Origin of the sequence: Actinobacillus vicugnae (assembly GCF_901687125.1) — a bacterium.
In the GTDB taxonomy this organism is placed as follows: Bacteria; Pseudomonadota; Gammaproteobacteria; order Enterobacterales; family Pasteurellaceae; genus Actinobacillus; species Actinobacillus vicugnae.
In genome coordinates, this window is record NZ_CABFJY010000010.1 from 13,974 (window position 1) to 40,692 (window position 26,719).

The following is a 26,719-nucleotide window of genomic DNA, read 5'->3' on the forward strand; positions in this document are numbered from 1 at the left end:
AATAAGATAAGCTCAAAAGAAAAGGATCAAGCGGTCAAATTTGCGAAATTTTTCGACATTATGTAGCAAATGCACAAAAGTGCGAATTTGTCTCAATGATGTAGAAGCAAATCCTGTGCCCGCCCCTACAAAAAATGCTTGTGTAACTGCTACATAATACCTAAATTTTTTGCAAAAACGACCGCTTATAACTTAGAAACTGATTTGTTCACCGTGACGTGCAAATGCTTCTTCAAGGTGTGTCCAAAAAGAGCGACCTTCTGCCGTTACCCATTCCCCATCGCGGAACGCAAAATGAAAACCACCCAATTTGCTTGCTAACCAAAGCTCTAACATAGCTTCTTGTTTGTTGATGATAATTTGAGATTCATCATCAAAAGTTAAAGTACATACTGCGCCTTGAATTTCTGTATCGACACTTAAACCTTCATCATCAATTTTTTCTTCGATTTGTTGCCATACTTGTTCAATTTTTTGGTGAAATTCCGCTACATTCATTTAATGCTCCCAATAATTTATAAAAATATTTTATTTAAATTCAAGTTCTCTATCAAATAGTCGTTTATTTAATTAATAAAATGGGCTAATTATTTCTCTACAATAATTTAGATAGAAAAGGTACGTTAAGTATTCTCTTATTAGCTAATTCACTATTAAAGCTGGCATAATGTTATGCCTTTGCACTGTGCATGCAATCCTTATAGCCTTAGAGTAATAACAATTTTTTGCTTCATCAAACAGTTATTTTATTACCCGATTAAAACTTACTTGAAATAAATCTTCTTATATTTAAGTTGTAAAAAAGGCCTTTTCAGTTCTCTAATGATTTTCTTGAAAAAAGTAAGCTTTTCTTTTTTTACGACATTTAAGCATCGAATATCTCTTTCATATTTTAAGGCACTAATAAAACTAACATTTTTATTTAAAACAAAATCCTGAATACAGATAGCAGGATTCATTTGTAAAACATGATAATCCTCATTATCCAACAGAATTTCAAAAATAAAATCATCAATTGGCATCAATAAATGATAATCTCTAAGTTTATCTAAAATATAATCAATTCCTTTCTTAGAAACAATATAACCAGCCAATCCAACGTGCTTAGATTTCAACCTGTAAAACCTTCTACCCATATAAATTAAACTTGGAAAAATCGACATATTTACACGATGAGAAAATTTTTCTATCTTTAATACATCTACATTCTTAGGTAAGTAATTTACATTTAGTAAGTTTTGAGCATTCTTGCCCAAATAAATATCATCTTCAAAAATTACAATATAATCTAGGCTCTTAGCTTGAGCCAAACGCCATAAAGCAATATGACTTAATGCACAGGCAATTTCACCTTTCGTTAATGGGCTATTAAAAATATCAAGCCCAAATTCTTTTGCTTTTTCTTCCATTAAATCAGGCGTAATCGCATCAAAAAATTCAAAAGGAATATTTTGTTTGCCAAATTCTGAAATAATATGTTTTCGACGTTGAATATTATTTTTTACGCTAATAACATAATTATGTTGCGCTGTGCCATACTGCATTATTTTCTCCTTTAAAGATAAAATGAACAGTTATTAATAATTATACTTAAATGCTAGGTAGCTCTGTCATCGCCCAACGAGGTTTTACACTTACACTTAAATCGGTGGTTTCACCATTTTTTAAGCGTAAGAAGCCCGTATAAGCGATCATTGCACCATTATCGGTACAAAATTGTGGGCGAGGGTAATATACCTCTCCTTTTAGATTTTTCATCATTTCAGCTAAATCTGCGCGTAATTGTTTATTCGCACTCACACCACCCGCCATCACAAGACGCTTGTAGCCTGTTTGCTGTAACGCACGTTTACATTTGATGATAATCGTATCTACTACGGCTTGTTGGAAAGCGTGCGCAATATCGCAACGAGTTTGTTCATCTAGCTCTCCAGCCTCATTTAGATTGGCTTTGATGGTATTAGCAGCAAAGGTTTTAAGCCCAGAAAAGCTAAAATCTAATCCAGGTCTATCCGTCATTGGACGCGGAAAAACAAAACGATTTGGCGAGCCTTGTTCAGCAAGTTTTGAAACTGCTACACCAGCAGGATAATCTAAACCGAGCAATTTACCTGTTTTATCAAAGGCTTCGCCTGCTGCATCGTCAATCGACTCACCTAAAATTTCATATTGCCCTACACCATCAACTTTTACCAATTGGGTATGACCGCCTGAAATTAATAGTGCCACAAACGGAAATTCTGGCGGGTTATCTTCTAACATTGGTGCAAGCAAATGACCTTCCATATGGTGAACACCAAGCGCTGGTACATTCCAAGCATAAGCTAATGAACGTGCAATAGTTGAACCAACCAATAATGCACCAACCAAGCCAGGACCTGCGGTATAAGCCACACCATCAATATCACTTGCAGTTAAATTTGCTTCTTTTAACGCTTGTTGAATTAATGGCAAGGTTTTACGAATATGATCCCGTGAAGCAAGTTCTGGCACAACACCACCATAGTCGGCGTGCATTTCAATTTGGCTATAAAGTTGGTTTGCCACCAAACCTTTATGTTCATCATAAATTGCTACTCCTGTTTCATCACAGGAAGTTTCAATACCTAAAATTCGCATATTTTCGTCTTATTTATTAAATGGGAAAGGGGCATTATTCAAAAATAACGCCCCTAGAATAGCAAAACTTTGATAAAAATCGACCGCTTGTTTAGAACTGTTCGCTATATTCAGGCTTAGCGATTTCAGGGAAGTTTCTATCTTTATTTGCTTCAATTAATCCAGCCACTTTTTCTGCTGAATCTTTAATGCCCATTTGTTCGTAGGCTTTTTGCATATAAGGCAAAGCTTCATAAGTTGATTTACTTTCTGGATAGAAACGTAACATTTCTTCTACACGGTTTACTACTGCAACATAAGCTTCACGATCGTCGTAGAACTTAACGATAGCTAATTCATGTTCTGCCATACGATTAACTAAATAGCCCATCCAATTTCTTGAATCTTGTGCATATTTACTTTGCGGATAGTGTTGAGTGATCGTTTGGAAGCTACCATAAGCATTGCGTACACTATCTAACGCACGAGATGAACGATTAATACCAAAGAAATCTTGAATAAAGTTATCTCCTAAACGAGCATTACTTAAACCCGCTAAATAATAAACATAATCCATGCTTGCACTATTTGGATAAGCACGCACAAAACGCTCAGCAGCATCTAAGGCCTTGTAATACTCACCCACTTTGTAATTTGCATAAATTAAGCTAAGTTGAGTTTGTTCACCAAAAGCACTTTGCTGACCGCCTTTAGTTCCAACCGCATCTAAATAGCGAATCGCTGAGTTATAATCGCCATCTTGTAAATAGGTTTGTCCTTTAGTGTAGAGATCTTGTGCGGATGATTCTTCTAATTCTTTATTCGCACTATTAGAACAACCTACTACTAAAAGCCCCGCTAACACCAGCGAAGCAAGAGATGTGAATTTACGCATAATGATTTTACCTATAAAAAAGTGTCTATGAGCCAAAGTTAATGTACAATGGTCGAGTTTGACCAATGGCACTTTGCTAAGTTCATACCAATTGCCCTATTTTATAGAACCTATTCAAATAAGCAACAGACAAATTTTGGAATTTATCTTTAATGACTCAACAAATGATATTAACCGCTGAAGTTTCGGCGGATTTACTCGGTGCTCGCTTAGACCAAGCGCTAGCACAGCTCTTTCCTGACTATTCTCGTTCACGCTTGAAAGTATGGATCGAAAACGATTTAGTAAAAGTAAACGGTGAAATAGTAAACAAAGCTCGTGAGAAAGTTTTTGGCGGAGAACAGATTGAAGTTCTAGCGGAAATAGAAGAAGAAGTACGTTTTGAACCACAAGATATTCCGCTAAATATTGTTTATGAAGATGACGATATTTTAGTCATCAATAAACCGAAAGATTTAGTTGTGCACCCTGGCGCTGGTAATCCTGATGGCACGGTACTGAATGCGCTATTGCATTATTACCCACCAATTGCGGAAGTGCCTCGTGCAGGTATTGTGCATCGTCTGGATAAAGACACCACAGGTTTAATGGTGGTGGCGAAAAATATTCCAGCACAAACACATTTAGTAACCGCTCTGCAAAAACGCCAAATCACACGTGAATATGAAGCGGTTGCAAGTGGCATAATGACACAAGGCGGTAAAGTAGATGAGCCAATGTCTCGCCACCCGACCAAACGTACTGCAATGGCTGTGCATCCAATGGGTAAACCCGCGGTAACCCATTACCGTATTATGGAGCGTTTCCGCAACTATACACGCCTACGCTTACGCTTAGAAACAGGAAGGACCCACCAAATTCGTGTACATATGGCGCATATCGCCCATCCATTATTGGGTGATCAGCTATACGGTGGTCGTCCGCGTCCACCCAAAGGCGCAAGCGAAGAATTTTTAGCAGTATTGCGAGGCTTCCAACGTCAAGCGCTACACGCAACGATGCTGCGTTTAGAACATCCAATTACGGGCGAATTAATGGAGTGGCATGCACCATTACCTGATGACTTTGTGGCGTTGATTGAGGCGCTCAAAGCAGATTATCAATTATACAAAGATGATTTAGATTACTAAAAAGAAAGGCGCTCTGACATTCACCGAGCGCCTTTTCCTTTAGGCTAAAATTAAGCAAATAAAAAAAATCAAAACCACAGGAAATTCAAACATTCCAACTTGTTTTACATTCCAACCAAAACTTGGCACAACAATCGCTCGTGCAAGTGCAATCAAATAACTTGTAAATAACCATAGGTTTCCACTCAATATATAAATCAGCGCAAACAACAAATGAAAAGTGATACTTAGCTCCATATAAACAGGATTTTTTCGTTCCCGCACCATACTTTTTACATATAGTGTTGCAACGATAAAAAAGAGCGTTGGGTGAATTAATATCGCCCAATTAAATTGCTCGTGTACTAAATAAAAGCTCGCCATACCAATCACACCAAAGGTTAAATAGCCCGCCACATCATTAATAAAATTACGTTCATCTTTTCGTTTTGCATAGTAAATTTGAATCACGACAAGCGGTAAAATTAGCCCTAAAAATTGCAAGATTTGCGGTTGGCGCCACAAAATCGGCATGGCGCAAATCAAACTTAACAGCGCATAAATTAATGCCCATTTTTTATTGCGGCTGGTTGGTTTTTTACTAAATAACGAAAGAAATGGGTAAGAAAAGAGGTAAAGAAATAGCCAAGTAAAACCAAGTGAGAGATGCGCCAGTGTAGGAGTTGCCGCAAACATTCCATATAAAAAAGGAATAAATGCCATTGCTAATGCACCGTGCTGATTAGAAATAACAGGCTTATCATTAAACATAAATTATCCTTATATAAACAAAAAGGCGACTTAATTAAGTCGCCTTTCGATTTTAAGAAAAATTAGAATAATTTTCTAGCTGCATCGAACAATTCTTCTTTGAATGGACGACGCATATTATTAATTGCATCAATAATGTCGTGGTGTACCAATTTCTCATTTTGAATACCCACACAACGACCACCGTAGCCTTGTAATAATAAATCTACCGCATATACGCCCATACGTGAAGCTAAAATACGGTCGAATGGGCAAGGCGCACCACCACGTTGAATGTGACCTAATACTGTTGCACGCGTTTCATGGCCGAAGCGACCTTCGATCTCTTTTGCTAATTGGTGAACGTCCGTCATTAATTCAGTAATTGCGATAATTGCGTGACGTTTACCTTTTTTGAAGCCTTCATCGATATTACGCATTAATGATTCTTTATCTAAACCTTTCTCTGGCACGATAATATATTCACAACCACTTGCAAGCGCTGCACTGATAGTTAAATCACCACAGTGACGTCCCATAATTTCAACAATTGAAATACGTTGGTGTGAAGTAGAAGTATCACGTAAACGGTCGATTGCTTCTACTGCAGTTTCTAATGCTGTTTGGTAACCAATAGTATAGTCTGTACCTACGATATCATTATCAATTGTGCCTGGTAAACCGATACAAGGGTAACCAAACTCTTCGGTTAAAAGTTTCGCCCCCATATAAGAGCCGTCACCACCGATGACCACTAATGCATCAATTTCATATTTTTTTAGGGTTTCTACTGCTTTTCTACGCACTTCAGGATCTTTAAATTGCGGGAAGCGTGCAGAACCTAGAAACGTGCCACCACGGTTAATTGTTTCTGACACTGAACGGCGGTTAAGCTGGATAACTTTATCATTATATAAGCCATAATAACCGTCTTGGATACCATATACTTCTAAACCTTCATTGAGTGCAGCACGAACCACACCACGAATCGCAGCATTCATACCTGGTGCATCACCACCACTTGTTAGAATCGCAATTTTTTTGATTTGTTTAGTCATTTTTAGACACCTTTTGCTATAAAATTAAAATTTTGAAATAAATCAGAAATTGGCGTGAAGATTACCCTATTTAGGTTATTCATTCTAGTAAAATTTTATCTTTTTTTGATCTAGTCAGCCAAAATATCCAGCGCTATATCTAAAGCGTTGCAAAAGCGCTCAACATCTCCCATTTGGTTATAATGGGCTAACGATAAACGCAACGTTCCTGTCTGTTGCAGATAGTGTAGATAAGGTTTCGCACAATGTTCTCCACTACGTAATGCGATCTTGCTTTCAGTCATCATTGCAGCAATATCTGCATGATGAAGATTACGTAAAGCAAAGCTCAATGTGGTGCAACCTTGTTGTGAAAAGAGCTGAATATTCGGGTATGTTTTTAAGCGTTGGTACGTTTCATCAGCTAATGCTTCTAGCGAGCGATTTAACGCTTCAAAATCCCATTGTTCCAGCCACTCCAGAGTTTTTCCAAAGCCAATAATACCCGCAATATTTGGTGTTCCTGCTTCTAAACGATAAGGCAATTTTGCAAGCGAAAGTGAAGTTTCTGAAACCTCTTCAAGCATCTTTCCGCCAAAAAATAGCGGTCGAATTTGCTCCAAACTTTGCAATTTACCCGTCAGCACGCCCACCCCATTCGGTCCATACATTTTATGTGCAGAAAAGGCATAAAAATCAGCATCTAACTGTTGCACATCAACCTTTTCACAACAAACTGCCTGTGCACAATCTAACAAAATTTTTGCCTGCGAAAATTGGCGGGCAATCGGAATTAACTGCTCAACAGGCTGACGTACTCCCGTGACATTCGAAACCAAATTCAAAGCAACAATTTTAGTTTTAGCCGAAATCGCTTGGGTGAAAGCGGTCAAATTTAGCTGAAAATTTGCATCTAATGGCAAAACAATCAATTTGGCTTGAGTGCGCTGTGCCAATTGTTGCCACGGAATAAAATTGGCATGATGTTCTGCGACTGAAATCACAATTTCATCGCCTGCTTGCAATAAATGTTCTAGCCCGTATGCCACTAAATTAATCGAATGCGTTGTGCCTGTCGTCCAAATCACCGCATTGCGTGACGCCACATTAAACCGCTTTGTAACTAAATCTCTCGCCTGTTCATAGGCTTGGCTTTGAGCAAGATCGTATTGGCTACGGTGTACCGATCCTGCCGAGGCATAAAATGCTGCTGTACTATCAATTAAAACTTGCGGTTTAAGTGTTGTCGCTGCTGAATCCAAATAGATCCATTGGTCTGTTTGATTGAAAAAAGGGAATTGAGATCTAAACGCGGTCGTTTGTTGCATATCCATTAACGTGTTGCCTCTCGATACAATTTATTACAAGGAATACCGTCGTTATTGCCGTCCATTGTTTTCGAACCACATTGGTCGAAATAGCGTTTTGCCGCTTGGTAATCGCTGAAATCACTACAATGCAAAACTTTACCGCAATTCACGCTTTGAGCCGTTGCAAGCGGTCGTTTTTGCCAATTCCAGCCCGAATCGAGCCGCTTGTCTGCACTATGTGTTTTACGCCATTGGGCAGGGTTAATTGGTGATTTATCTTGCCACAAGCCTTTTTTAGCTTGCTTTGCTTTTTGCATAGCTTGCTCATAAATCGGTAGCGTTTCATGATACGCCCATGCCATTCCTTTTTCGACTAACAACAGATTAATATTTTGTTGCTGTTCATCATACACTACCGCCAATAAACGCTGATAACGATCGTAACCTTGAGTGGCTAAACTAACTTGTTTTTTAAATACTAACTTGGCAAGCGCTTGTTTCGCTTTATTACCAAAAGGCTGTGCAGATTCGGGCGCATCAATATATAACAAACGCACCTTAAACGGTGTGCGTTGATATAAACAAGTGAGCGTATCACCGTCGCTAACCCCCACCACTTTACACTGAATAACAACGTCTGGCGTATTGGCATAAGCAAGCGGGGCTTGGCTAACCAATAGCAATAAAAATAAAGAGAAAATTGATTTCATATAAAACAAAAAAGTGTAGGAATAATCCTACACTTTACCATAATTTCTTGGTATTAATCTTATTTGATTTCACCGTTTTTTAAACGGAAGAAATAATTTTTGGTTTCTTCAATAATCACTTTACGCAATGCAATTAAAGCGATCAAATTTGGGAATGCCATTAAGCCATTTACAATATCTGCAATCGTCCAAATCGTCTTTAATTGTAAGAATGGCGCTGAAGCAATTAATGCGATAAAGAGTAAGCGGTAGAATTTAATCCCTTGTGTTTTGCCATTGGTTAAATACACAAAACAACGCTCACCATAATAACACCAGCCTAAAATGGTTGTGAATGCAAAGAACACTAACCCCACGGTTACCACTACCGCACCAAATGAGCTTTCTAAACCTTGGCTAAATGCTTGTGTGGTAAGTTCTGCACCTTCCGCATCACCAGTCCAAGCACCCGTTAAAACAATCACTAAGCCTGTCATAGTACATACGATAATCGTATCTAAAAATGTCCCCGTCATTGAAATTAAACCTTGACGAACAGGCTCTTTGGTTTGTGCGGCTGCAGCTGCAATGGGGGCAGAACCTAAACCAGACTCATTCGAGAAAATACCACGTGCAAGCCCTAATTGAATTGCCTGCATGACGGTAAAACCAAATACACCGCCTAGTGCTGCTTCTGGGTTAAATGCTGCGTGTACGATTAACACAATTGCATCAGGTACTTTTTCCGCATGCATAATCAACACACTTACCGAAGCAATTACATAAGCTACTGCCATAAATGGCACCACAATTGAGGCAATTTTAGAAATACGTTTTACCCCACCTAATACGATTGCCGTTACGACTAACGTTAAAATCATCGCACTAAATACCACTGGTACATCAAAAGTTGATTCTAATGAATGAGTGATACCATTTACTTGTGGGAAAGTACCAATCCCTAATAATGCAACTAATACACCGAAGAAAGCAAACGCTTTAGCAAGCCATTTCCACTTTTTCCCCATCCCCATTTCAATATAGTACATCGGACCGCCTGCAATGAAACCATCTTTATCACGCCCTCGGAACTTGATTGCTAATAACCCTTCTGCATATTTGGTTGCCATACCGAATAAAGCAATTAGCCACATCCAAAATAGTGCACCGGGCCCTCCCGAGTGAATTGCAGTTGCAACACCGACAATATTTCCCGTACCGATGGTTGCCGCCAGCGCAGTAGAAAGTGCAGCAAATGCAGAAATATCTCCAGATTGTCCTTGCCCTTTTTCAGGTTTAAACATATAGACAAAAGCACGTCCCAATTGACGGAACTGAATGCCTTTTAATGAAAGGGTTAAATATAAACCGACACCAGAAAGTAGGATTAAAAGAGGGGCGCCCCAAATCAGGCTGTTAATAGAGTTAAGAATATCGTCAAATGACATTGTTGGTTCCTCGTAAAACTGAATTACAAGGAAAGAAAAGCAAGCTACAAGCGGTCAAATTTTTGCAAAATACCACAAAATAGAAATAGGTTATACTTTTCTCCCCTGTCCTTTTGCCTGAGCGTTTCATGCTTACGCACTTGCGCCTTCGGCGTCCATTTTCCATAAACTACATGGATTGGATCTCTCCAAGGGTTCGTCCAGTAACTGTCCCCGCTATTGCTAGCACCTGAAAGATTTTACCTCGTCGGTAGAGTTATCACTCTTCTCCAGCTACCTTCATCCGAACGTATCTTTTATAAAAAGAATGCGCCAAATTCTACCGTTTCTAACAAAATCGTCAATAGTCAAAAACACATTTTAAAGCGAACGTTTGCTTTTGTTTCTCGATTAACCATCTATCTAAGTTGCCATTCTTTTAGTGCCTTAAAAACAAAAAAACAAGCGGTCAAATTTTCAAGAAATTTTGACTGCTTGTTAAAAATACAATAAATCTTAGCGTTTAATTTCTTCTATATCACCTAATAACACTGCATAACGACGCGTTGATTTACCCGATTCTAATGCGATTTTTAGCGCCATAGTTAATGGAACCGAAAGCAACATTCCCACCGTGCCTAATAACCAGCCCCAAAATAATAAAGAGAGAAATACAACCAGAGTAGAAAGCCCTAAGCGTTTCCCCATCATCCTTGGTTCTAGTGCGTTGCCAAGTAACATATTTATTCCAATTACGCCCGTTAATACAATTAATCCAACTGAGAATCCATTGAGTAACAAGGCTTGTAATACAATTGGAATACCAGCTAATATTGAACCAATATTAGGAATATAATTTAATAAGAAAGCCAATACCCCCCACAATACCGCATATTGCACCTCAAGTAGCATGAGTAAAATCCAAATACAGATCCCTGTTAATGTACTAACAATAGTTTTAACACCTAAATAACCAATTACCCCATCTAATACTTGATTAATATAATATTCTTCATTTGAAAGATCATCATCAGGGCTTAGTGCAAGTGCTAATTTATATTTAGCCATTGGTGATTCCAATAACATAAAAATCACCACTAAAAATAATACAAAAATATTAGATAGCACCCCTGAAAAACTTAATAGCAATCGGCTAACTAAATTCATTACTGCGCTAGGATCGAACTTATTTAGTATATCTTCTTGGCTAATGATAATTGGCAATTGATGTTCTTTTAGCAAAGTAAATATAGTTTGCAAACGTGTAGTAAGTAATAATTTATATTGTGGAATTGAACTGGTAAATTCTTGAATAGCATTATTTACCATACTGGTTAAAAATAGGAAGATTAAGATTATCAATCCTAACAAAATACCAATAGCTAAACCTAAAGGAATACGACGATTTGTCATCAATTTAATTATCGGTGAACAAATAATCGCAATAAATAATGAAAGCAAAAATGGCACAACAATTTCAGTAGCTGCTTTTATCCCCGCTAAGATCACAATAATCGCAGCAGTTGCGACCAGCGCTTTAGTGGTTGATACATGATCTTTTTCCATAATTTCTCGTCTATAAAATAAAAAATAAGCGGTAAAATTTTAGCATTTTTTGCAAATAAAAACTAAAATTCAACCGCTTGTTAGATGAGTTATTTATATTCAATGTGATATTTTTTCTTCATATCATCCAATGAATTTAGCATCTCTTTCGCTTGAGCTAAATTACCTTGTTTCGCCTGTTCATCTGCTTTTTTCACGAAATCAATCACTTCTTGCATTGCACTTTGATAACCCGCAAAACGCTCTTGATCGCCTTCCAAACTCGCTGGCATAGTTTCTTTCGCTTTTTCTGCTTGAACTAAGAAAAGCTCAGCCGCTTGCTGAAATTCTTCGCTTGTTTCCGCCTGCATAAAGCTATTCATTTGCTTTTTCATTTGGAACATTTCCATCATTACCCCTTTCGCGAAACTAAAGCTTGAGCAGACTAACAATGCGGTCGCTAGTAATCGTTTAAATTTTTTCATAAATTCCCACAAAATAAATTAGGGCGCTTGCCCTTGCATAAGCATAAAAAGTCGCATTTTAATCTATCTATTGCTTGCGAGAAAGAGATATTTCTTAGAGAATAGGCTCTTTTATGCCTCCCACTCGTGGGGGGTACTGACTTGTTATCAGAAGAGAATCAAACCTATGTCCGAATTAAAATACCCAAAACCCGAATTGCTCTCGCCCGCAGGCACATTAAAAAATATGCGCTATGCATTTGCTTATGGTGCCGATGCAATTTATGCGGGGCAGCCTCGCTATAGCTTACGTGTACGTAACAATGAATTTAACCATGCAACGCTAAAAGAAGCCATTGATGAAGCGCATAGCTTAGGCAAAAAATTCTATGTTGTGGTAAATATTGCACCACATAACTCAAAACTTAAAACCTTTATTAAAGATCTGAAAGTAGTGGTGGATATGAAACCCGATGCCCTGATTATGTCAGATCCAGGTTTAATTATGTTAGTGCGTGAAAATTTCCCAGAAATTGATATTCACCTTTCAGTGCAAGCAAATGCGGTAAACTGGGCAACGGTAAAATTCTGGAAGCAAATGGGCTTGACCCGTGTAATTCTTTCACGCGAATTATCATTAGAAGAAATTGAAGAAATCCGCCAACAAGTGCCAGATATGGAGTTAGAAATTTTCGTACATGGCGCACTTTGTATGGCATATTCAGGCCGCTGCTTACTTTCAGGCTATATTAATAAACGAGATCCAAACCAAGGTACTTGTACTAATGCTTGCCGTTGGGAATATAAAATGGAAGAAGGCACTACAGACGAAGTAGGTAATATTGTGCCAAAAGCAATGGTACAAAAATATGAGCCTGAAATCGAAGTGAAAAACGTTGCGCCGACCTTAGGTGAAGGTGCAAATACCGATAAAGTGTTCCTTTATACTGAGCCAAATCGCCCAGACGAACAAATGACCGCATTTGAAGATGAACATGGTACTTATTTTATGAACTCAAAAGATTTACGTGCGGTACAACACGTAGAGCGTTTAACCCAAATGGGCGTTCATTCACTAAAAATTGAAGGTCGTACTAAATCATTCTATTACTGCGCGCGAACTGCTCAAGTTTATCGTAAAGCGATTGATGATGCGGCGGCTGGTAAGCCTTTTGATGAATCATTAATGGATACATTGGAATCACTTGCACATCGTGGTTATACCGAAGGTTTCTTACGTCGCCATACACACGATGAATACCAAAACTATGAGTATGGTTATTCTATTTCAGAACGCCAACAATTCGTCGGTGAATTTACTGGAAAACGCAATGCCGAAGGTATGGCAGAGGTTGCGGTGAAAAATAAATTCCTTGTGGGTGATTCAGTAGAAATGATGACGCCAAAAGGCAATATCGTGTTCAAAATTGAACGTATGTTAAATCGTAAAAATGAACAAGTTGAAGCGGGGCTGGGCGACGGACATTTTGTCTTCTTAGATGTGCCTGCAGATATTGAATTAGACTATGCACTTTTAATGCGTAATCTGGTTGATTCTAATACAAGAAACCCGCATAAAATGTGATCAGCCTCACAACTTTAATAAAATATTGTAAAGATTGCAAATTTCTTGTTGAAGTTATGAATTATATTCATATAATGGAGGCTCAATACTCATAGAAGTATGACTCCATAATAAGTTTTACCCCTCCAAATGAGGGGTTTTTTTATGCCTATTGGAAATTTACACGATAAGGCTAGCTTTTCTCGCTTTTCTTTCCTTTCTTACACTATTTTTAAGTATAATGCGCTATTAAAATTTTTATGTGGGACTCTTATGCTAACGCAAATTAAATCGAATAAAAGCCAAATCTATTCAGTACTTATTGGGCTATTTTTTATGTTAATTCTTCAATTTAAACTAAGTTATAGCCTCATTCCGATCTTATTAGCATTAGCGGGCATTACGCTACTTATTCCACATATAAAAAATAAATCCTATACCTTAACCAGCGTAGATAAATGGCTGAGTATTACTTTTATCTGCTATTTTTTGTTATTTGTCGTCTCTCTTATTGTGCATAAGGGAAAAGGGAGCGAATTAGATCTCGCTAATCGTGCATTATTAGCATTACCAATTTTGGCAATTTTCTATAAAAATCCGATCAAACATTCATGGATTATTTATTCACTGTTAATTGCAGGTATTGGTATAGGCATTACCAGTATATTACAAGTTTTCATATTTGATTTCGAAAGGCCATTCCCTAAAATTATGCATATTCAAGCGGGCGATATAGCTATGTCGCTTGCAATGTTCTCGCTTTGTACTTTGTTCTATTTTTATACGCAAAAACAGCGTATTGCGATGTATTTTAGCTTAGTAGCTGGATTATTTGCGATGATCGCTAGCTTTCTTACCACCGCTCGAGGGGCATGGATTGGCGTACCATTTGTGCTTTTAGTGATCTTTTGGCTGAATCGTAAATCACTCTCAAAATGGCTTATCGCAAGTGTGCTATTGATTACTGTTGGCGGGGGTATTTTTACGAGTAAAATTATTCATCAGCGTTATCTTGACGCACAACGCGATATCGCCGCTTACACTGATGGAGCAAATAAAAGCACTTCCGTTGGTGCACGTTTTGATATGTGGAAAAGTGCACTACTCGGCATTCAAGAAAAACCGATTTTTGGTTGGGGAATACAAGGCGTAAAAGCAATGCGCCAACAGCATTTCGCAGAAGGCGAAATTTCAGAATATGCAGCAAGTTTTGAGCATGCACATAATCAATACTTACATGATGCCTCAACCCGAGGTTTGTTAGGTTTAATGGCACTACTGGCAACATTATTTGTACCACTTTATCTGTTTTGGAAAAATTTAAAATCAGCCGAACCCAATTCGTTAGCTTATTTGTGGGGCGTATTAGGTATTACTCATATGCTATTAATGATGAGTTATTTTTTAACTCAAGCATTTTTATCGCATAATTCAGGGGCGATTTTCTATTTTGTTACCACCGTTATATTCTTAGGCTTGCAAACAAATGCACAAAATAGACCGCTTATGGAGAAAATCTAGTGCTACATTTATTCTATACGATTTTAAGTTACATCATTCAGCCGTTCATTTTATTGATGATGTGGAATCGTGGGCGTAAACAACCAGCCTATCGTCATCGTCTGGCAGAGCGTTACGCTTATTACGATAATGATCAACAGCCTGTAGAGAACGGTGTATTAGTACACGCCGCCTCTGTAGGAGAAGTCATAGCAGCGACGCCGCTTATCAAAGCGATCCAAGAAAAATATCCAACATTACCCATTACCGTAACCACGGTTACTCCAACGGGATCGGCTCAGGTGCATTCTGCATTTGGTAACAGCGTATCGCATTTTTATTTGCCTTACGATCTGCCTGATGCGATGACCCGCTTTTTGGATTTTGTAAAACCTAAGTTGATCATTGTGATCGAAACCGAGCTATGGCCAAATTTAATTCATAAAGCGCACACCAGAGATATTGCCTTTGTGATTGCTAACGCCCGTCTGTCGCCACGTTCAGCAAAACGTTATGGTTGGATCAAATCAGGCTTAGCAAAAATATTAAATAAAATTGATTTAATTATGGCGCAAGATGCAGTAAGTGCAGAACGCTACTTAAATTTAGGCTTTCATCAACAAAATTTAGTGAATACGGGTAATTTAAAATTCGACTTAGAAATTAATAATGAACTGCGCAATCAGGTTGAGCTGACAAGAAAAGAGCTAAATTTACAGCAACGACCTGTTTGGATTACTGGTAGCACTCATGAAGGCGAAGAAAAAATATTGCTCGAAGCACATAAACAGCTACTTACTCGTTGGCATGATTTAGTACTTATTTTAGTGCCAAGACACCCCGAGCGTTTTGCAAGCGTGGAAGATTTACTGATTAAATCCGAACTAAATTATACAAAGCGCACCGATAAAGTAGCCTTAGACGCCAATAGCCAAGTGCTACTCGGCGATACCATGGGTGAAATGATGACGCTTTATGGGCTAGCTCAAATTGCGTTTGTTGGCGGAAGTTTGGTCAAACACGGCGGACATAACCCTCTTGAGCCGATTGCCTTTGAACTTCCTGTTATTTCAGGTGTACATACTTTCAACTTTCCTGAAGTCTTTGCCAAATTACGCTACGTAAAAGGCGTTATTGAAATAAAAAGTGAAGTAGAAGACCTAGTACAAGCGGTCGATTTTTTACTGGAAAATCCGAATGCTTGCCAAGCAATCAGCCAAGCAGGCTTTAGTGTATTACAAGAAAATCAAGGCGCATTAAAACGTCATATGGCGCTCCTTGCACCTTACATAGAGAAATAAAATGAGTTATACCGTTATCTACGCAGGTACTTTTGACCCGATTACCAATGGGCATTTAGATATTATTGAACGTGCTACCAAGCTATTTGGCAAAGTGATTGTTGCTGTGGCGAAAAACCCAGGTAAGCAACCACTTTTTTCGTTAGAAGAACGTACACAGCTAGTTGAGCAAAGTTGTGCACATCTTAGCAATGTACAAGCGGTCGGATTTAGTGGCTTATTAGCACATTTTGCTACCCTTCATAATGCTAAAACTTTAATACGAGGCATTCGTGGTAGTGATGATATTGAATATGAAATTCAATTAGCACAATTAAATGAAAAACAAGCCGCAGGGTTAGAGACGGTGTTCTTCCCTCCTGCTGTGGAATGGCGCTATCTTTCTTCAACTATGGTGCGCGAAATTTATCGTCACCAAGGTGATGTTACACAATTTGTACCAGCGCCTGTTTTAAAAGCATTAAAAGAAAAGGAATAACAATGAGTAAATTAGACAACCAAAACCTAATTTGGATCGATCTTGAAATGACAGGTTTAGATCCAGAAAAAGAACGCATTATTGAAATTGCGACGATCGTAACGGATAAAGATTTAAATATTCTTGCTGAAGGTCCTGTTTTAACCGTACATCAGCCAGATGAACTATTAAATAAAATGAGTGATTGGTGTGTCAAAACGCACACCGAAAATGGCTTAATCGAACGAGTAAAACAAAGTAAACTGACTGAACGTGCAGCGGAGTTACAAACACTTGATTTCTTAAAACGTTGGGTGCCAAAAGGTGCTTCGCCAATTTGTGGCAACAGCGTGCCGCAAGACAAACGTTTTTTATATAAATATATGCCTGATCTTGCCGATTATTTCCATTATCGCCACCTTGATGTAAGCACCCTAAAAGAGCTTGCGCGCCGTTGGAAACCAGAAATCTTGGAGCAATTTACCAAGAAAAATACTCATTTGGCATTAGACGATATTAGAGAATCTATCGAAGAACTAAAATTTTATCGTAGTCATTTTATTAAATTAGATTAAAATGCCTTCTATTTTATTAACCTTAGCTGTAACAATTACTCACTGAAATGTCAGATTCAATCACTTTTTATTCTCCAACTGAGCAACAAATGTCGCAATTTGGTCAAGCGTTGGCTCAACGTATGCAGACCTATTTAAATCTTTCCACTCAGCACTCGCTCGTGATTTATTTAAACGGAGAATTAGGCGCAGGGAAAACCACCCTAACCCGCAGTATTGTACGGGAGTTTGGTCATATTGGAAATGTGAAAAGCCCAACCTACACTTTAGTTGAAGAATACCAATTAGCACCTTATACGCTTTATCATTTCGATCTTTATCGTCTTAGCGATCCTGAAGAACTTGAGTTTATGGGTATTCGTGATTACTTCCGCCCCCAAACCGTTTGTTTATTAGAATGGGCTAGCCGTGGTAAGGGCATGATTCCAGATGCTGATATGATTATCCAAATTGATTATGCCGAAACAGGACGAAATATTAGCTTATTAGCACAAACCGATGCTGGCGCACAGCTTTTGGTAAATTTTAACCTAAATCAGATCGCTTAATTGAAAGGAATAAGATGAACAAGTTAGTAAATTATATTGCTGTTAGTTTATTTGGCTTATTTTTTAGTCTTAGCAGTTATGCTAAAACCGTAGTGGTTATTGATGCTGGACATGGCGGAAAAGACCCTGGTGCAATTGGTGCAACCCTTGGCACTAAAGAAAAAAATGTCACTCTCGCAATCTCAAAAGAGTTAAAAGCGTTATTAGACGCTAATCCGAATTTTAAAGCGGTAATGACACGTAAAAGTGACTACTTTATTCAACTTCCAGAACGTACTGAAATTGCACGTAAAAACAAAGCAAATCTTTTAGTTTCTATTCATGCGGATTCATCGCCGAAATCAAATAGTCTAAAAGGCGCTTCTGTTTGGGTACTTTCAAACCGTCGTGCAAGCGATGAAATGGGGAAATGGCTCGAAGATCACGAAAAACGCTCTGAACTACTCGGTGGTGCAGGCTCTGTACTGTCGAATACGAACGAGAAATATTTAAACCAAACTGTATTAGATCTGCAATTTTCGCACTCGCAACGTTCTGGCTATGAATTAGGTAAAAGTGTGTTATCTCGTTTAGGCAATGTGACATCACTTGCCAAAAGCGCACCACAGCACGCAAGTTTAAGTGTATTACGTTCGCCTGATATTACTTCGATCTTAGTTGAAACGGGTTTTTTATCGAATCCAGAAGAAGAGCAAAAACTCGCAACGCCAGCCTACCGTCGTAAAATTGCGCAAGCGATTTACAACGGCTTAGTTGCTTATGCTTCACGCCATTCAGGCAACAGTAGCAAAGTGGCGTATAAAGAAGCTAAAGAAGAGAAAAAATCAACCGCTGATACCAACAAAGCTAAATCAGATAGTAAAGGCAAAAAAGCCGAAAAATCTGTTGAAAAGCAATCTGTTAAAAACACTTCTGAAAAAGCTTCAAATAGCAAAAAAGAAGATACGGATAAATCGCAAGGCTCAACCAACAAACGAGAGCCGCAAAAATCCAACAATGGCTATCATGTTGTCCAACAAAATGAAACGCTCTACTCTATCTCGCGTGTATACAATACGACACCAGAAAAATTGAGTGCGCTAAATAACATCAAAGACAACAAAATTACTGTAGGCAAAAAACTAAAAGTAAAATAACCAAGCAATAAACCACGGAATAATGAATAACACGAAGGTACGCTTTCCAAGTTATGAATTATTCCGTGGTTTTATATTGGCAAAATTCAGCCCAAATTCGACCGCTTGTCATAGGGAAATCGGCAAAACAAAAGCCTCGTTGAAAACAACGAGGCTTTTGCTAAATTACCCGAATATCAGTAAAGATTAACCCATACCGTATTTTTTTAATTTTTTACGTAATGTACCACGGTTGATACCTAACATCGTTGCTGCACGAGTTTGGTTACCACGGGTATATTGCATTACCATATCTAACATCGGGTGTTCAATCTCAGATAATACTAATTCGTATAATTCTGTTGGATCTTCACCGTTTAATTGAGATAAGTAATTTTTTAATGCTGCTTTTACGTTATCACGAAGTGGTTTATTCACTTGTTGCGCTTGAGCATTTAACATAGATACCGTTAATGGGTTTTGTGTAGGTTGTTGTTCTAACATTGTCCTTCTATCCAACTAAATAAGGATTCTAACGAATCGATTTCACAAAATCTTCTAATGCCAAAAGTTGTTCTTTTGTAGATTCTAAGGCATTAAAAGCACGTTTAAAATTCGAGCTTGGAGCAAGTTGTTCTACATACCAACCAACATGTTTACGCGCAATTCGATAACCTTTCTCCTCACCGTAAAATTGGTGAAGGTCTTCGATATGCTTCAACATGAGTTCGCATTTTTCATCAAATGATGATTTTGAAGAACGTCCATTCTCTAAAAAATCTTGAACTTCCTTAAATAACCAAGGGCGACCAAAACTGCCTCTACCGATCATAACCGCATCTGCTTTGGTGTAATCTAGAACATATTTTGCCTTCTCTGCGGAAGTTATATCACCATTAGCAATAATCGGAATAGAAACTGCTTGTTTAACTGCTTTCACACTTTCATATTCGGCTTCACCATTGAATAAACAGTGACGAGTACGACCATGAATAGTTAAAGCAGAGATACCTGCTTTTTCGGCAATTTTAGCAATATCCAAACAATTTCTATTTTCTTGATCCCAACCTGTTCTAATTTTTAATGTTACAGGTACGTTCACGGCATTCACGACTGCATCTAAAATTTGAGCAACGAGTTCAGGTTCACGTAAAAGTGCAGAGCCTGCCATCTTTTTGTTTACCTTCTTCGCTGGGCATCCCATATTGATATCAATAATTTCAGCACCGTACTCAACATTGACTTTTGCCGCCATTGCCATTTCTGTTGGATCAGCCCCAGCAATTTGTACCGCATTCACGCCAATCTCTTGATGATGCGCAAGCCTCAAGCGAGATTTTTCCGTATGCCATACGTCAGGGTTGGTGGACATCATCTCTGAAAACGTTAGTCCTGCTCCAAGTTGGCTACATAAACGACGAAATGGTTGGTCAGTAATACCTGCCATTGGTGCAAGGAAAATACGGTTTTTGAATTCATACTGTCCTATTTGCATCTTACCTTCACCGTAAATGATTAAAATTAAAGCGATTTTAACGAGAGAAACATCCAAATAAAAAGTACGGCTAAAAAACCGTACTTTCTTATTTAAACCGTTCAGGCGAACCTGATTTTCGAGGTGCGTATGATACGCATTTTTTTGTCATTTTGGAAGTCTATTTATTCGACAATTTTTAAAAATATTTAAAAAAATTGCATAATTTCGCAAAATAGCGTTAATTTATGGTTGTACCACTGCGCTGATTTCACCTAAATCACGTTGCCAATCAATTTCTGCGAGTACTGCAGGATAAAAATGCACAGCACTTTGATTAGCAGTTAAAGCAAGTACCAATTCATACACTAAAGGCAAATGCGAAATAATTAACACATTTTCCGCACCTTCTTCTCTTAAAAAAGCTAAATAATTGCATACATTTTCAGGATCACCTGCTGGGGTAATGCCATCCCATTGCTCAATAATATTCTCATTTATAAAATTTTCAGAAAATTTGACCGCTTGCATTCCTTGCTTGAAACAATCAAGCGTTTGCTGGGTACGACGATATGGACTAACTAAAATTTTATCGAGCTTAATCTGTTTTTCAATCAAACGATTAGCAAACCATTCACCTTGTTGTATTGCGCATTTTTCACCGTGTGGGGTCAGAGTACGCTCTCTATCTGTACTCGCATTAAAACCCGCTTCGCCATGGCGCATAATCCAAATATTCATCGGAAAACCTCATTACTGTATTTAAACCTAATCGATTTAAGCGTATAATGCGCTACGTCTACGACAGTATCAAGCCCTGTCAATGAAAAGAATTTTTAATTTCGACAAATCAATACATTACGGAGTCTATCAATGTCTAGAAAACTCAGAAGAACCAAAATTGTTTGTACAATGGGTCCAGCTACAGACCGTGGCAATAATTTAGAAAAAATTATTGCTGCTGGTGCAAATATGGTTCGTATGAACTTCTCACACGGTGTGCCAGAAGATCACATTGAACGTGCAAATAAAGTACGTGAAGTTGCAGCAAAACTAGGTAAAACTGTTGCAATTTTAGGTGATTTACAAGGTCCTAAAATCCGTGTATCAACTTTCAAAGACGGTAAAATTTTCTTAAACATCGGTGACAAATTCACTTTAGATGCTGACTTACCTCGTGGTGAAGGTCATCAAGATGCGGTTGGTTTAGACTATAAAAACCTACCAAACGATGTAGTACCAGGCGATATTCTTTTATTAGACGATGGTAACGTACAATTAAAAGTACTTTCTGTTGATGGCGTAAAAGTTCACACAGAAGTAACGGTTGGCGGCCCATTATCAAACAATAAAGGTATCAACAAATTAGGCGGTGGTTTATCTGCACCTGCATTAACTGATAAAGATAAAGAAGATATCAAATTAGCAGCGAAAATCGGTGTTGATTACCTTGCGGTATCATTCCCACAATCAAGCGCAGACTTACATTACGCACGTCAATTAGCGCAAGAAGCGGGCTTAAATGCGAAAATCGTTGCAAAAGTAGAACGTGCTGAAACTGTTGCAACTGAAGAAGCAATGGATGACATCATTTTAGGTGCGGACGTAATCATGGTTGCTCGTGGTGACTTAGGTGTTGAAATCGGTGATGCAGCACTGGTTGGCGTACAAAAACGTTTAATCCGTCGTTCACGTAAATTAAACCGTGTAGTTATTACTGCAACACAAATGATGGAATCAATGATTAAGAAACCAATGCCAACGCGTGCAGAGGTTATGGACGTTGCAAACGCAGTATTAGATGGTACTGATGCAGTAATGCTTTCTGGTGAAACCGCAAACGGTGACTACCCAGTAGAAACAGTTAAATCAATGGCTGAAGTGTGTTTAGGTGCTGAAACAATGCCTAGCATTAATATTTCTCGCCACCGTATGGAAGGTTCATTCACAACCATTGACGAAGCTGTTGCAATGTCTGCAATGTATACGGCAAACCACTTAGAAGGTGTTTCTGCAATTATTGCTTTAACTCACTCAGGTGAAACAGCGAAATTAATGAGCCGCATTAGCTCGGGCTTACCAATTTACGCATTATCTCGTAATCAAAAAGCATTAAATCTTTCTGCACTTTACCGTGGTGTTACACCTGTATTTTACGATGAAGAAAGCCGTACAATTGATGGTGCGAAAAAAGCAATCACATTATTAAAAGAGAAAGGTTACTTAATGTCTGGTGACTTAGTATTATTAACACACGGTGATGAATTAAAAGAAGGTGGCACAAACACTTGCCGTATCTTAAAAGTTGAATAATTCATTCACTGAATAAAATAAACCCACGTTTCAGCGTGGGTTTTTACTATCAAAAACCAAGGGATACTTCCATGACTGAACAAGAAAAAATGCTTTCAGGCAATTTATATAACCCTGCCGATCCGCAATTAGAGCAAAATAGAGCAATCGCTCGAGAAATTACCTTCCAGCTCAACCAGCTTCCGCCATCACAGCAAGCCGAAAAAATGGCGTTGTTTAATCAATTATTCCATTCTAGCCAAACTGATTTTTATATCGAATTACCATTTCGTTGTGATTATGGCTATAACATTAAGCTAGGTAAAAATTTTTACTCAAATTACAACTGTACTATGCTTGATTGTGCTTTAATTACGATTGGCGATAACGTAATGCTTGCACCGAATGTTTCACTCTTTACCGCAGCTCATCCAATTGATGCCGAATGCCGTAACTCTGGCACTGAATTCGCGTTGCCTATTGTAATTGGCAATAATGTTTGGATTGGTGGAAATACTGTGGTTATGCCTAATGTAACAATCGGCAATAACGTCGTGATTGGCGCGGGTAGCGTCGTTACTAAAGATATTCCTGATAACTGCATTGCCGTTGGCAACCCTTGCAAAGTGCTACGCCAAATTAATGAACAAGACAAAATTTATTACTTTAAAGATCGTAAATTTTAATGAAAAAACGACCGCTTAATATCTGTGTTTTACGCCTTTCCGCAATTGGAGATGTATGTCATACCCTTGCGGTGGTTCAAGCTATTCAACGCCAGTATCCCGATGCACATATCAGTTGGGTTATCGGAAAAACTGAGGCAAACCTAATGCAAGGTTTAGCTAATGTAGAATTAATTACTTATGATAAAAAAACAGGTTGGAAAGGAATCTTTACACTCTGGAAACAGCTCGCTGGTAAGCGGTTTGATTTTTTACTAAATATGCAAACCGCATTTCGCGCCTCAATGATTTCTCTCGGTATTAAAGCACACAAAAAAATTGGCTTTAATAGAGATCGAGCGCGTGAAGCACAGTGGTTATTTACCAATGCCAAAGTGGAAATAACGTCTTCTCCCCATGTACTCGATGGACAAATGATGTTCGCCAAAGCGATTGGCGTAACAGATTTAACCCCTCGTTGGGAATTGCCATTAAGCCAATCCGATCTTGATTACGCTACGACCTTTATTGATAAAACGAAAAAGAATGTGCTGATCTCACCTTGCTCAAGTAAACCAGAAAAAGATTGGAGCTTAGAGGCTAATGCAGAAATTGCCCAATGGCTTATAGATCGTAATGTGAATGTAATTATTGCGGGTTCACCAGCAGCTTATGAAATGGAAACAGCACAAAAAATTCAACAACTTGCGCCTAATTGCATCAATATCGCGGGAAAAACTAGCTTAAAACAACTTGCAGCCGTGATAAAACAAGTAGATTTAGTAATAGCCCCAGACACAGGTGCTGCGCATATTGCTACCACTCAAGCTACTCCTGTCATTGGTTTATATGCGATACATAATCCACGTAGGACTGCACCTTATAATGATCAACACAACGTAATATCTGTTTATGACCAAGCGATCTTGGATTATTACGCTAAGCCGTGGCATGAATTACCTTGGGCAACGAAAGCTAAAAGTAAATCGGCGGAAAAATTAATGGCACGTATTAGTGTTGAACAAGTAAAGAAAAAAATAGTTGAAACGCTAAGTGTTAAGTTGTAGAGTATCACTGTACTAAAAATTTTACAGAACAAGGAAACAAAAATGAACACTGTAGTGAATCAAGATAGCTTACACAATGTAAATATTTGCGATGAGAAAGTTTTACTCACCCCTGCTGAACTTAAAGCTGAATTTCCGTTGCCTGAGCATTTACGTAAACAAATTGAAACATCACGCCGCGAGATTTCAGACATTATTCATAAACGTGATGCTCGTAAACTGATTGTGATTGGTCCTTGCTCTATTCACGATTCTGTGGCTGCACTTGAATACGGTAAAAAACTGAAAGCATTAGCAGATCGTGTGTCAGATAAACTTTACATTGTAATGCGTGTTTATTTTGAAAAACCTCGTACAACTGTAGGCTGGAAAGGTTTAATTAACGATCCTAAAATTGACGGTACTTTTGATGTAGAAACGGGTTTACGTGTTGGACGTAAATTATGTTTACAACTCTCAGAACTTGGTTTACCCCTTGCCACTGAAGCGCTCGATCCTATGACCCCACAATACCTCGCTGATTTATTCAGCTGGTCGGCGATTGGCGCTCGCACCACAGAATCACAAACTCACCGTGAATTGGCTTCGGGCTTATCTATGGCAGTTGGTTTTAAAAATGGTACGGACGGTGGCTTAGCGATAGCAATTAATGCAATGCAATCTGCAGCACAAGGTCATAGTTTTATCGGTATCAACCAAAAAGGTCAAGTAAACTTATTACATACCAAAGGTAATCCTGATGGTCACGTTATTTTGCGTGGCGGTAAAACGCCAAACTTCGAAAAACAATATGTAGAAGAATGTGAACTTGCATTACGTAAGGCAGGCTTACCTGAAGCAATTATGATTGACTGTAGCCACGGCAACTCCAATAAAGATTACCGTCGCCAACCGCTTGTTGCAGAAAATGCCTTAGCACAATTGTTAGAAGGTAATACTTCAATTATCGGTTTAATGATCGAAAGCCATTTAAATGCAGGTAACCAATCTTCTGAACAGCCATTCAGCCAAATGCAATACGGTGTCTCAATTACCGATGCTTGTATTGATTGGCAAACGACAGAAGAAGTTTTAACGAATTTTGCAGAAAAATTAAGACAATAATCATACAAGTCATACATACAAATAAGCGGTAAAAAACTTGCAAATTTTTGCAAAAATTTGACCGCTTATTTATTCCAATTTTCTAGCCACATAAAGGGAAAACAATGAACCCACTCACTCCTTTACGAGAAAAAATTGACCATGTTGATCAGCAACTCATTCAATTATTTGCGGAACGTCTAAAATTAGTTGCCGAAGTTGGTAAAGTTAAATCAGAACATGGTATTCCTGTGTACGCGCCAGATCGTGAAAGTGCGATGATTGCTGCTCGCCGTCAAGAAGCCGAAAAACAGGGTATCCCTGCAGATTTAATTGAAGACGTTTTAAGACGAGTCATGCGTGAATCTTATGCAAATGAAAATAAGCATGGCTTTAAAACAACCAATCCGAATATCAAAAAAATTGTCATCGTCGGTGGTAAAGGCAAATTAGGCGGTTTATTTGCACGTTTTCTTAGCCTTTCTGGTTACCAAGTCGAAGCGTTAGGTAGCAAAGATTGGGATAACGCAGAACGAATTATTAATGGCAGTGATTTAGTGATTGTTTGTGTACCGATTATCAAAACCTTAGAAACGATCGAACGCTTACAACCCTTTTTAACGGAAAATATGATTTTAGCCGATTTAACTTCTGTTAAAGCGCAACCATTAGAAAAAATGTTGGAAGTTCATAGTGGTGCAGTTGTTGGTCTACATCCGATGTTTGGACCAGATATCGCTTCAATGGCAAAGCAATTGGTCGCTTGTTGCCACGGACGCTATGCAGAAAAATATGAATGGTTGATTGAACAAATAAAAATCTGGGGAGCGAAAATTGAGGTAATTGATGCACATGAACATGATCATGCGATGACTTATATCCAAGCATTGCGCCACTTCTCTACTTTTACCTTCGGTCTGCATTTATCCCGCCAACCAGTAAAATTACCACAGCTCCTTGCGCTGTCCTCACCGATTTACCGTTTAGAACTAGCAATGATCGGGCGTCTATTTGCCCAAGACGGCGGATTATATGCGGATATTATTTCGGATAAACCAGAAAATTTAGCAGTGATAGAATCGCTAAAACAGACCTTTGAAACCAGTTTAGAATTCTTTAAAAACAATGATAAAGCAGGCTTTATCCAAGCATTTGAAGAAGTGCATCATTGGTTTGGCGATTATTCGGAACAATTTTTAAAAGAAAGTCGAATTTTGCTCCAACAAGCAAACGATAACCGAAAATAGTAAAAAA

Annotated in this window: 27 protein-coding genes and 1 riboswitch; of the genes, 13 read left to right on the forward strand and 14 right to left on the reverse strand. The window is 38.3% G+C overall.

Annotation, left to right across the window (positions count from 1 at the left end; genetic code table 11):
- Positions 1 to 192: 192 nt before the first annotated feature.
- The 4 genes from cyaY to F8M47_RS02950 form a co-directional block, all read right to left on the reverse strand.
- Positions 193 to 498 carry an iron donor protein CyaY gene (cyaY, locus tag F8M47_RS02935; protein ID WP_150538723.1) on the reverse strand — a complete coding sequence of 102 codons (306 nt, stop codon included), beginning with the start codon at positions 496 to 498 and terminating at the stop codon, positions 193 to 195.
- A 266-nt stretch (positions 499 to 764) separates the two neighbouring features.
- Positions 765 to 1,544 (reverse strand): glycosyltransferase family 25 protein, encoded by a 780-nt coding sequence (locus F8M47_RS02940; protein WP_150538724.1) that lies wholly within the window; start codon positions 1,542 to 1,544, stop codon positions 765 to 767.
- A gap of 46 nt (positions 1,545 to 1,590) precedes the next feature.
- On the reverse strand, positions 1,591 to 2,619 hold the full coding sequence (gene tsaD / locus F8M47_RS02945) for a tRNA (adenosine(37)-N6)-threonylcarbamoyltransferase complex transferase subunit TsaD (protein ID WP_150538725.1): 1,029 nt from the start codon (positions 2,617 to 2,619) through the stop codon (positions 1,591 to 1,593).
- A gap of 91 nt (positions 2,620 to 2,710) precedes the next feature.
- Positions 2,711 to 3,493, reverse strand: a complete 783-nt coding sequence (locus F8M47_RS02950; protein ID WP_150538726.1) for an outer membrane protein assembly factor BamD — start codon at positions 3,491 to 3,493, stop codon at positions 2,711 to 2,713.
- A 152-nt stretch (positions 3,494 to 3,645) separates the two neighbouring features.
- On the opposite strand from F8M47_RS02950, the gene rluD reads away from it, so the two are divergent.
- On the forward strand, positions 3,646 to 4,623 hold the full coding sequence (gene rluD, locus F8M47_RS02955; protein ID WP_150538727.1) for a 23S rRNA pseudouridine(1911/1915/1917) synthase RluD: 978 nt from the start codon (positions 3,646 to 3,648) through the stop codon (positions 4,621 to 4,623).
- Positions 4,624 to 4,662: 39 nt separating this feature from the next.
- Here the strand turns inward: rluD and F8M47_RS02960 are convergent, their stop codons facing one another.
- The 7 genes from F8M47_RS02960 to F8M47_RS02990 all read right to left on the reverse strand — a co-directional run bounded on the left by F8M47_RS02960 (position 4,663) and on the right by F8M47_RS02990 (position 11,845).
- On the reverse strand, positions 4,663 to 5,373 hold the full coding sequence (locus tag F8M47_RS02960; RefSeq protein ID WP_150538728.1) for a YwiC-like family protein: 711 nt from the start codon (positions 5,371 to 5,373) through the stop codon (positions 4,663 to 4,665).
- A gap of 62 nt (positions 5,374 to 5,435) precedes the next feature.
- Positions 5,436 to 6,410, reverse strand: coding sequence for a 6-phosphofructokinase (pfkA, locus tag F8M47_RS02965; protein ID WP_150538729.1), 975 nt, complete (start codon positions 6,408 to 6,410; stop codon positions 5,436 to 5,438).
- 110 nt (positions 6,411 to 6,520) lie between these two features.
- Positions 6,521 to 7,723 (reverse strand): aminotransferase class V-fold PLP-dependent enzyme, encoded by a 1,203-nt coding sequence (locus F8M47_RS02970; protein WP_150538730.1) that lies wholly within the window; start codon positions 7,721 to 7,723, stop codon positions 6,521 to 6,523.
- Positions 7,723 to 8,409, reverse strand: coding sequence for a thermonuclease family protein (locus F8M47_RS02975; RefSeq protein WP_150538731.1), 687 nt, complete (start codon positions 8,407 to 8,409; stop codon positions 7,723 to 7,725). Before F8M47_RS02975 ends, F8M47_RS02970 begins: the two co-directional genes overlap by 1 nt.
- A gap of 59 nt (positions 8,410 to 8,468) precedes the next feature.
- Positions 8,469 to 9,836, reverse strand: a complete 1,368-nt coding sequence (locus F8M47_RS02980) for an alanine/glycine:cation symporter family protein (RefSeq protein WP_150538732.1) — start codon at positions 9,834 to 9,836, stop codon at positions 8,469 to 8,471.
- Positions 9,837 to 9,931: 95 nt separating this feature from the next.
- Positions 9,932 to 10,038, reverse strand: a riboswitch (glycine riboswitch).
- A gap of 293 nt (positions 10,039 to 10,331) precedes the next feature.
- Positions 10,332 to 11,381 carry an AI-2E family transporter gene (locus F8M47_RS02985; RefSeq protein ID WP_150538733.1) on the reverse strand — a complete coding sequence of 350 codons (1,050 nt, stop codon included), beginning with the start codon at positions 11,379 to 11,381 and terminating at the stop codon, positions 10,332 to 10,334.
- Positions 11,382 to 11,470: 89 nt separating this feature from the next.
- Entirely contained in the window at positions 11,471 to 11,845 is a 375-nt protein-coding gene (locus tag F8M47_RS02990; protein ID WP_150538734.1) for a cytochrome b562, read from the reverse strand.
- 166 nt (positions 11,846 to 12,011) lie between these two features.
- Here F8M47_RS02990 and trhP point away from each other — a divergent pair, with 166 nt between their 5' ends.
- The 7 genes from trhP (at position 12,012) to F8M47_RS03025 (ending at position 18,905) form a co-directional block, all read left to right on the forward strand.
- Entirely contained in the window at positions 12,012 to 13,409 is a 1,398-nt protein-coding gene (gene trhP, locus F8M47_RS02995) for a prephenate-dependent tRNA uridine(34) hydroxylase TrhP (protein ID WP_150538735.1), read from the forward strand.
- Positions 13,410 to 13,661: 252 nt separating this feature from the next.
- On the forward strand, positions 13,662 to 14,909 hold the full coding sequence (locus F8M47_RS03000) for an O-antigen ligase family protein (RefSeq protein WP_150538736.1): 1,248 nt from the start codon (positions 13,662 to 13,664) through the stop codon (positions 14,907 to 14,909).
- A complete protein-coding gene (gene waaA, locus F8M47_RS03005; protein ID WP_150538737.1) occupies positions 14,909 to 16,189 on the forward strand; it encodes a lipid IV(A) 3-deoxy-D-manno-octulosonic acid transferase in 1,281 nt (426 codons plus the stop codon). The genes F8M47_RS03000 and waaA overlap by 1 nt, the downstream gene beginning before the upstream one ends.
- A gap of 1 nt (position 16,190) precedes the next feature.
- Complete coding sequence (coaD, locus tag F8M47_RS03010) at positions 16,191 to 16,667, forward strand: pantetheine-phosphate adenylyltransferase (RefSeq protein ID WP_150538738.1); 477 nt, start codon at positions 16,191 to 16,193, stop codon at positions 16,665 to 16,667.
- 2 nt (positions 16,668 to 16,669) lie between these two features.
- Positions 16,670 to 17,221 (forward strand): oligoribonuclease, encoded by a 552-nt coding sequence (gene orn / locus F8M47_RS03015; protein WP_150538739.1) that lies wholly within the window; start codon positions 16,670 to 16,672, stop codon positions 17,219 to 17,221.
- Between the two features lie 47 nt (positions 17,222 to 17,268).
- Positions 17,269 to 17,769, forward strand: a complete 501-nt coding sequence (gene tsaE, locus F8M47_RS03020; protein WP_150538740.1) for a tRNA (adenosine(37)-N6)-threonylcarbamoyltransferase complex ATPase subunit type 1 TsaE — start codon at positions 17,269 to 17,271, stop codon at positions 17,767 to 17,769.
- 14 nt (positions 17,770 to 17,783) lie between these two features.
- On the forward strand, positions 17,784 to 18,905 hold the full coding sequence (locus F8M47_RS03025) for an N-acetylmuramoyl-L-alanine amidase (RefSeq protein WP_150538741.1): 1,122 nt from the start codon (positions 17,784 to 17,786) through the stop codon (positions 18,903 to 18,905).
- Positions 18,906 to 19,091: 186 nt separating this feature from the next.
- Here the strand turns inward: F8M47_RS03025 and fis are convergent, their stop codons facing one another.
- The 3 genes from fis to sixA all read right to left on the reverse strand — a co-directional run bounded on the left by fis (position 19,092) and on the right by sixA (position 21,099).
- Positions 19,092 to 19,388, reverse strand: coding sequence for a DNA-binding transcriptional regulator Fis (gene fis / locus F8M47_RS03030; protein WP_005623949.1), 297 nt, complete (start codon positions 19,386 to 19,388; stop codon positions 19,092 to 19,094).
- Positions 19,389 to 19,416: 28 nt separating this feature from the next.
- The gene (gene dusB / locus F8M47_RS03035; protein WP_150538742.1) at positions 19,417 to 20,379 is read right to left on the reverse strand and encodes a tRNA dihydrouridine synthase DusB; all 963 of its coding nucleotides are present in this window, start codon (positions 20,377 to 20,379) and stop codon (positions 19,417 to 19,419) included.
- 225 nt (positions 20,380 to 20,604) lie between these two features.
- A complete protein-coding gene (gene sixA, locus F8M47_RS03040; protein WP_150538743.1) occupies positions 20,605 to 21,099 on the reverse strand; it encodes a phosphohistidine phosphatase SixA in 495 nt (164 codons plus the stop codon).
- A gap of 132 nt (positions 21,100 to 21,231) precedes the next feature.
- Between sixA and pyk the strand changes: the two genes are divergently transcribed.
- The 5 genes from pyk (at position 21,232) to tyrA (ending at position 26,712) form a co-directional block, all read left to right on the forward strand.
- Positions 21,232 to 22,671 carry a pyruvate kinase gene (gene pyk / locus F8M47_RS03045; RefSeq protein WP_150538744.1) on the forward strand — a complete coding sequence of 480 codons (1,440 nt, stop codon included), beginning with the start codon at positions 21,232 to 21,234 and terminating at the stop codon, positions 22,669 to 22,671.
- 71 nt (positions 22,672 to 22,742) lie between these two features.
- The gene (locus F8M47_RS03050; protein ID WP_150538745.1) at positions 22,743 to 23,336 is read left to right on the forward strand and encodes a sugar O-acetyltransferase; all 594 of its coding nucleotides are present in this window, start codon (positions 22,743 to 22,745) and stop codon (positions 23,334 to 23,336) included.
- Complete coding sequence (locus tag F8M47_RS03055; RefSeq protein WP_150538746.1) at positions 23,336 to 24,382, forward strand: glycosyltransferase family 9 protein; 1,047 nt, start codon at positions 23,336 to 23,338, stop codon at positions 24,380 to 24,382. Before F8M47_RS03050 ends, F8M47_RS03055 begins: the two co-directional genes overlap by 1 nt.
- 42 nt (positions 24,383 to 24,424) lie before the next feature.
- Positions 24,425 to 25,486 carry a 3-deoxy-7-phosphoheptulonate synthase gene (locus tag F8M47_RS03060; RefSeq protein WP_150538747.1) on the forward strand — a complete coding sequence of 354 codons (1,062 nt, stop codon included), beginning with the start codon at positions 24,425 to 24,427 and terminating at the stop codon, positions 25,484 to 25,486.
- 104 nt (positions 25,487 to 25,590) lie between these two features.
- Positions 25,591 to 26,712: a bifunctional chorismate mutase/prephenate dehydrogenase gene (tyrA, locus tag F8M47_RS03065; protein WP_150538748.1), complete on the forward strand. Its 1,122-nt coding sequence runs from the start codon at positions 25,591 to 25,593 to the stop codon at positions 26,710 to 26,712.
- The last annotated feature ends 7 nt before the right edge of the window (positions 26,713 to 26,719 follow it).

Bases quoted from the DNA above. Each gene is read 5' to 3' on its own strand.
- cyaY (WP_150538723.1), bottom strand. From the start codon at position 498: ATGAATGTAGCGGAATTTCACCAAAAAATTGAACAAGTATGGCAACAA.
- F8M47_RS02940 (WP_150538724.1), bottom strand. From the start codon at position 1,544: ATGCAGTATGGCACAGCGCAACATAATTATGTTATTAGCGTAAAAAAT.
- tsaD (WP_150538725.1), bottom strand. From the start codon at position 2,619: ATGCGAATTTTAGGTATTGAAACTTCCTGTGATGAAACAGGAGTAGCA.
- F8M47_RS02950 (WP_150538726.1), bottom strand. From the start codon at position 3,493: ATGCGTAAATTCACATCTCTTGCTTCGCTGGTGTTAGCGGGGCTTTTA.
- rluD (WP_150538727.1), top strand. From the start codon at position 3,646: ATGACTCAACAAATGATATTAACCGCTGAAGTTTCGGCGGATTTACTC.
- F8M47_RS02960 (WP_150538728.1), bottom strand. From the start codon at position 5,373: ATGTTTAATGATAAGCCTGTTATTTCTAATCAGCACGGTGCATTAGCA.
- pfkA (WP_150538729.1), bottom strand. From the start codon at position 6,410: ATGACTAAACAAATCAAAAAAATTGCGATTCTAACAAGTGGTGGTGAT.
- F8M47_RS02970 (WP_150538730.1), bottom strand. From the start codon at position 7,723: ATGGATATGCAACAAACGACCGCGTTTAGATCTCAATTCCCTTTTTTC.
- F8M47_RS02975 (WP_150538731.1), bottom strand. From the start codon at position 8,409: ATGAAATCAATTTTCTCTTTATTTTTATTGCTATTGGTTAGCCAAGCC.
- F8M47_RS02980 (WP_150538732.1), bottom strand. From the start codon at position 9,836: ATGTCATTTGACGATATTCTTAACTCTATTAACAGCCTGATTTGGGGC.
- F8M47_RS02985 (WP_150538733.1), bottom strand. From the start codon at position 11,381: ATGGAAAAAGATCATGTATCAACCACTAAAGCGCTGGTCGCAACTGCT.
- F8M47_RS02990 (WP_150538734.1), bottom strand. From the start codon at position 11,845: ATGAAAAAATTTAAACGATTACTAGCGACCGCATTGTTAGTCTGCTCA.
- trhP (WP_150538735.1), top strand. From the start codon at position 12,012: ATGTCCGAATTAAAATACCCAAAACCCGAATTGCTCTCGCCCGCAGGC.
- F8M47_RS03000 (WP_150538736.1), top strand. From the start codon at position 13,662: ATGCTAACGCAAATTAAATCGAATAAAAGCCAAATCTATTCAGTACTT.
- coaD (WP_150538738.1), top strand. From the start codon at position 16,191: ATGAGTTATACCGTTATCTACGCAGGTACTTTTGACCCGATTACCAAT.
- orn (WP_150538739.1), top strand. From the start codon at position 16,670: ATGAGTAAATTAGACAACCAAAACCTAATTTGGATCGATCTTGAAATG.
- tsaE (WP_150538740.1), top strand. From the start codon at position 17,269: ATGTCAGATTCAATCACTTTTTATTCTCCAACTGAGCAACAAATGTCG.
- F8M47_RS03025 (WP_150538741.1), top strand. From the start codon at position 17,784: ATGAACAAGTTAGTAAATTATATTGCTGTTAGTTTATTTGGCTTATTT.
- fis (WP_005623949.1), bottom strand. From the start codon at position 19,388: ATGTTAGAACAACAACCTACACAAAACCCATTAACGGTATCTATGTTA.
- dusB (WP_150538742.1), bottom strand. From the start codon at position 20,379: ATGCAAATAGGACAGTATGAATTCAAAAACCGTATTTTCCTTGCACCA.
- sixA (WP_150538743.1), bottom strand. From the start codon at position 21,099: ATGAATATTTGGATTATGCGCCATGGCGAAGCGGGTTTTAATGCGAGT.
- pyk (WP_150538744.1), top strand. From the start codon at position 21,232: ATGTCTAGAAAACTCAGAAGAACCAAAATTGTTTGTACAATGGGTCCA.
- F8M47_RS03050 (WP_150538745.1), top strand. From the start codon at position 22,743: ATGACTGAACAAGAAAAAATGCTTTCAGGCAATTTATATAACCCTGCC.
- F8M47_RS03055 (WP_150538746.1), top strand. From the start codon at position 23,336: ATGAAAAAACGACCGCTTAATATCTGTGTTTTACGCCTTTCCGCAATT.
- F8M47_RS03060 (WP_150538747.1), top strand. From the start codon at position 24,425: ATGAACACTGTAGTGAATCAAGATAGCTTACACAATGTAAATATTTGC.
- tyrA (WP_150538748.1), top strand. From the start codon at position 25,591: ATGAACCCACTCACTCCTTTACGAGAAAAAATTGACCATGTTGATCAG.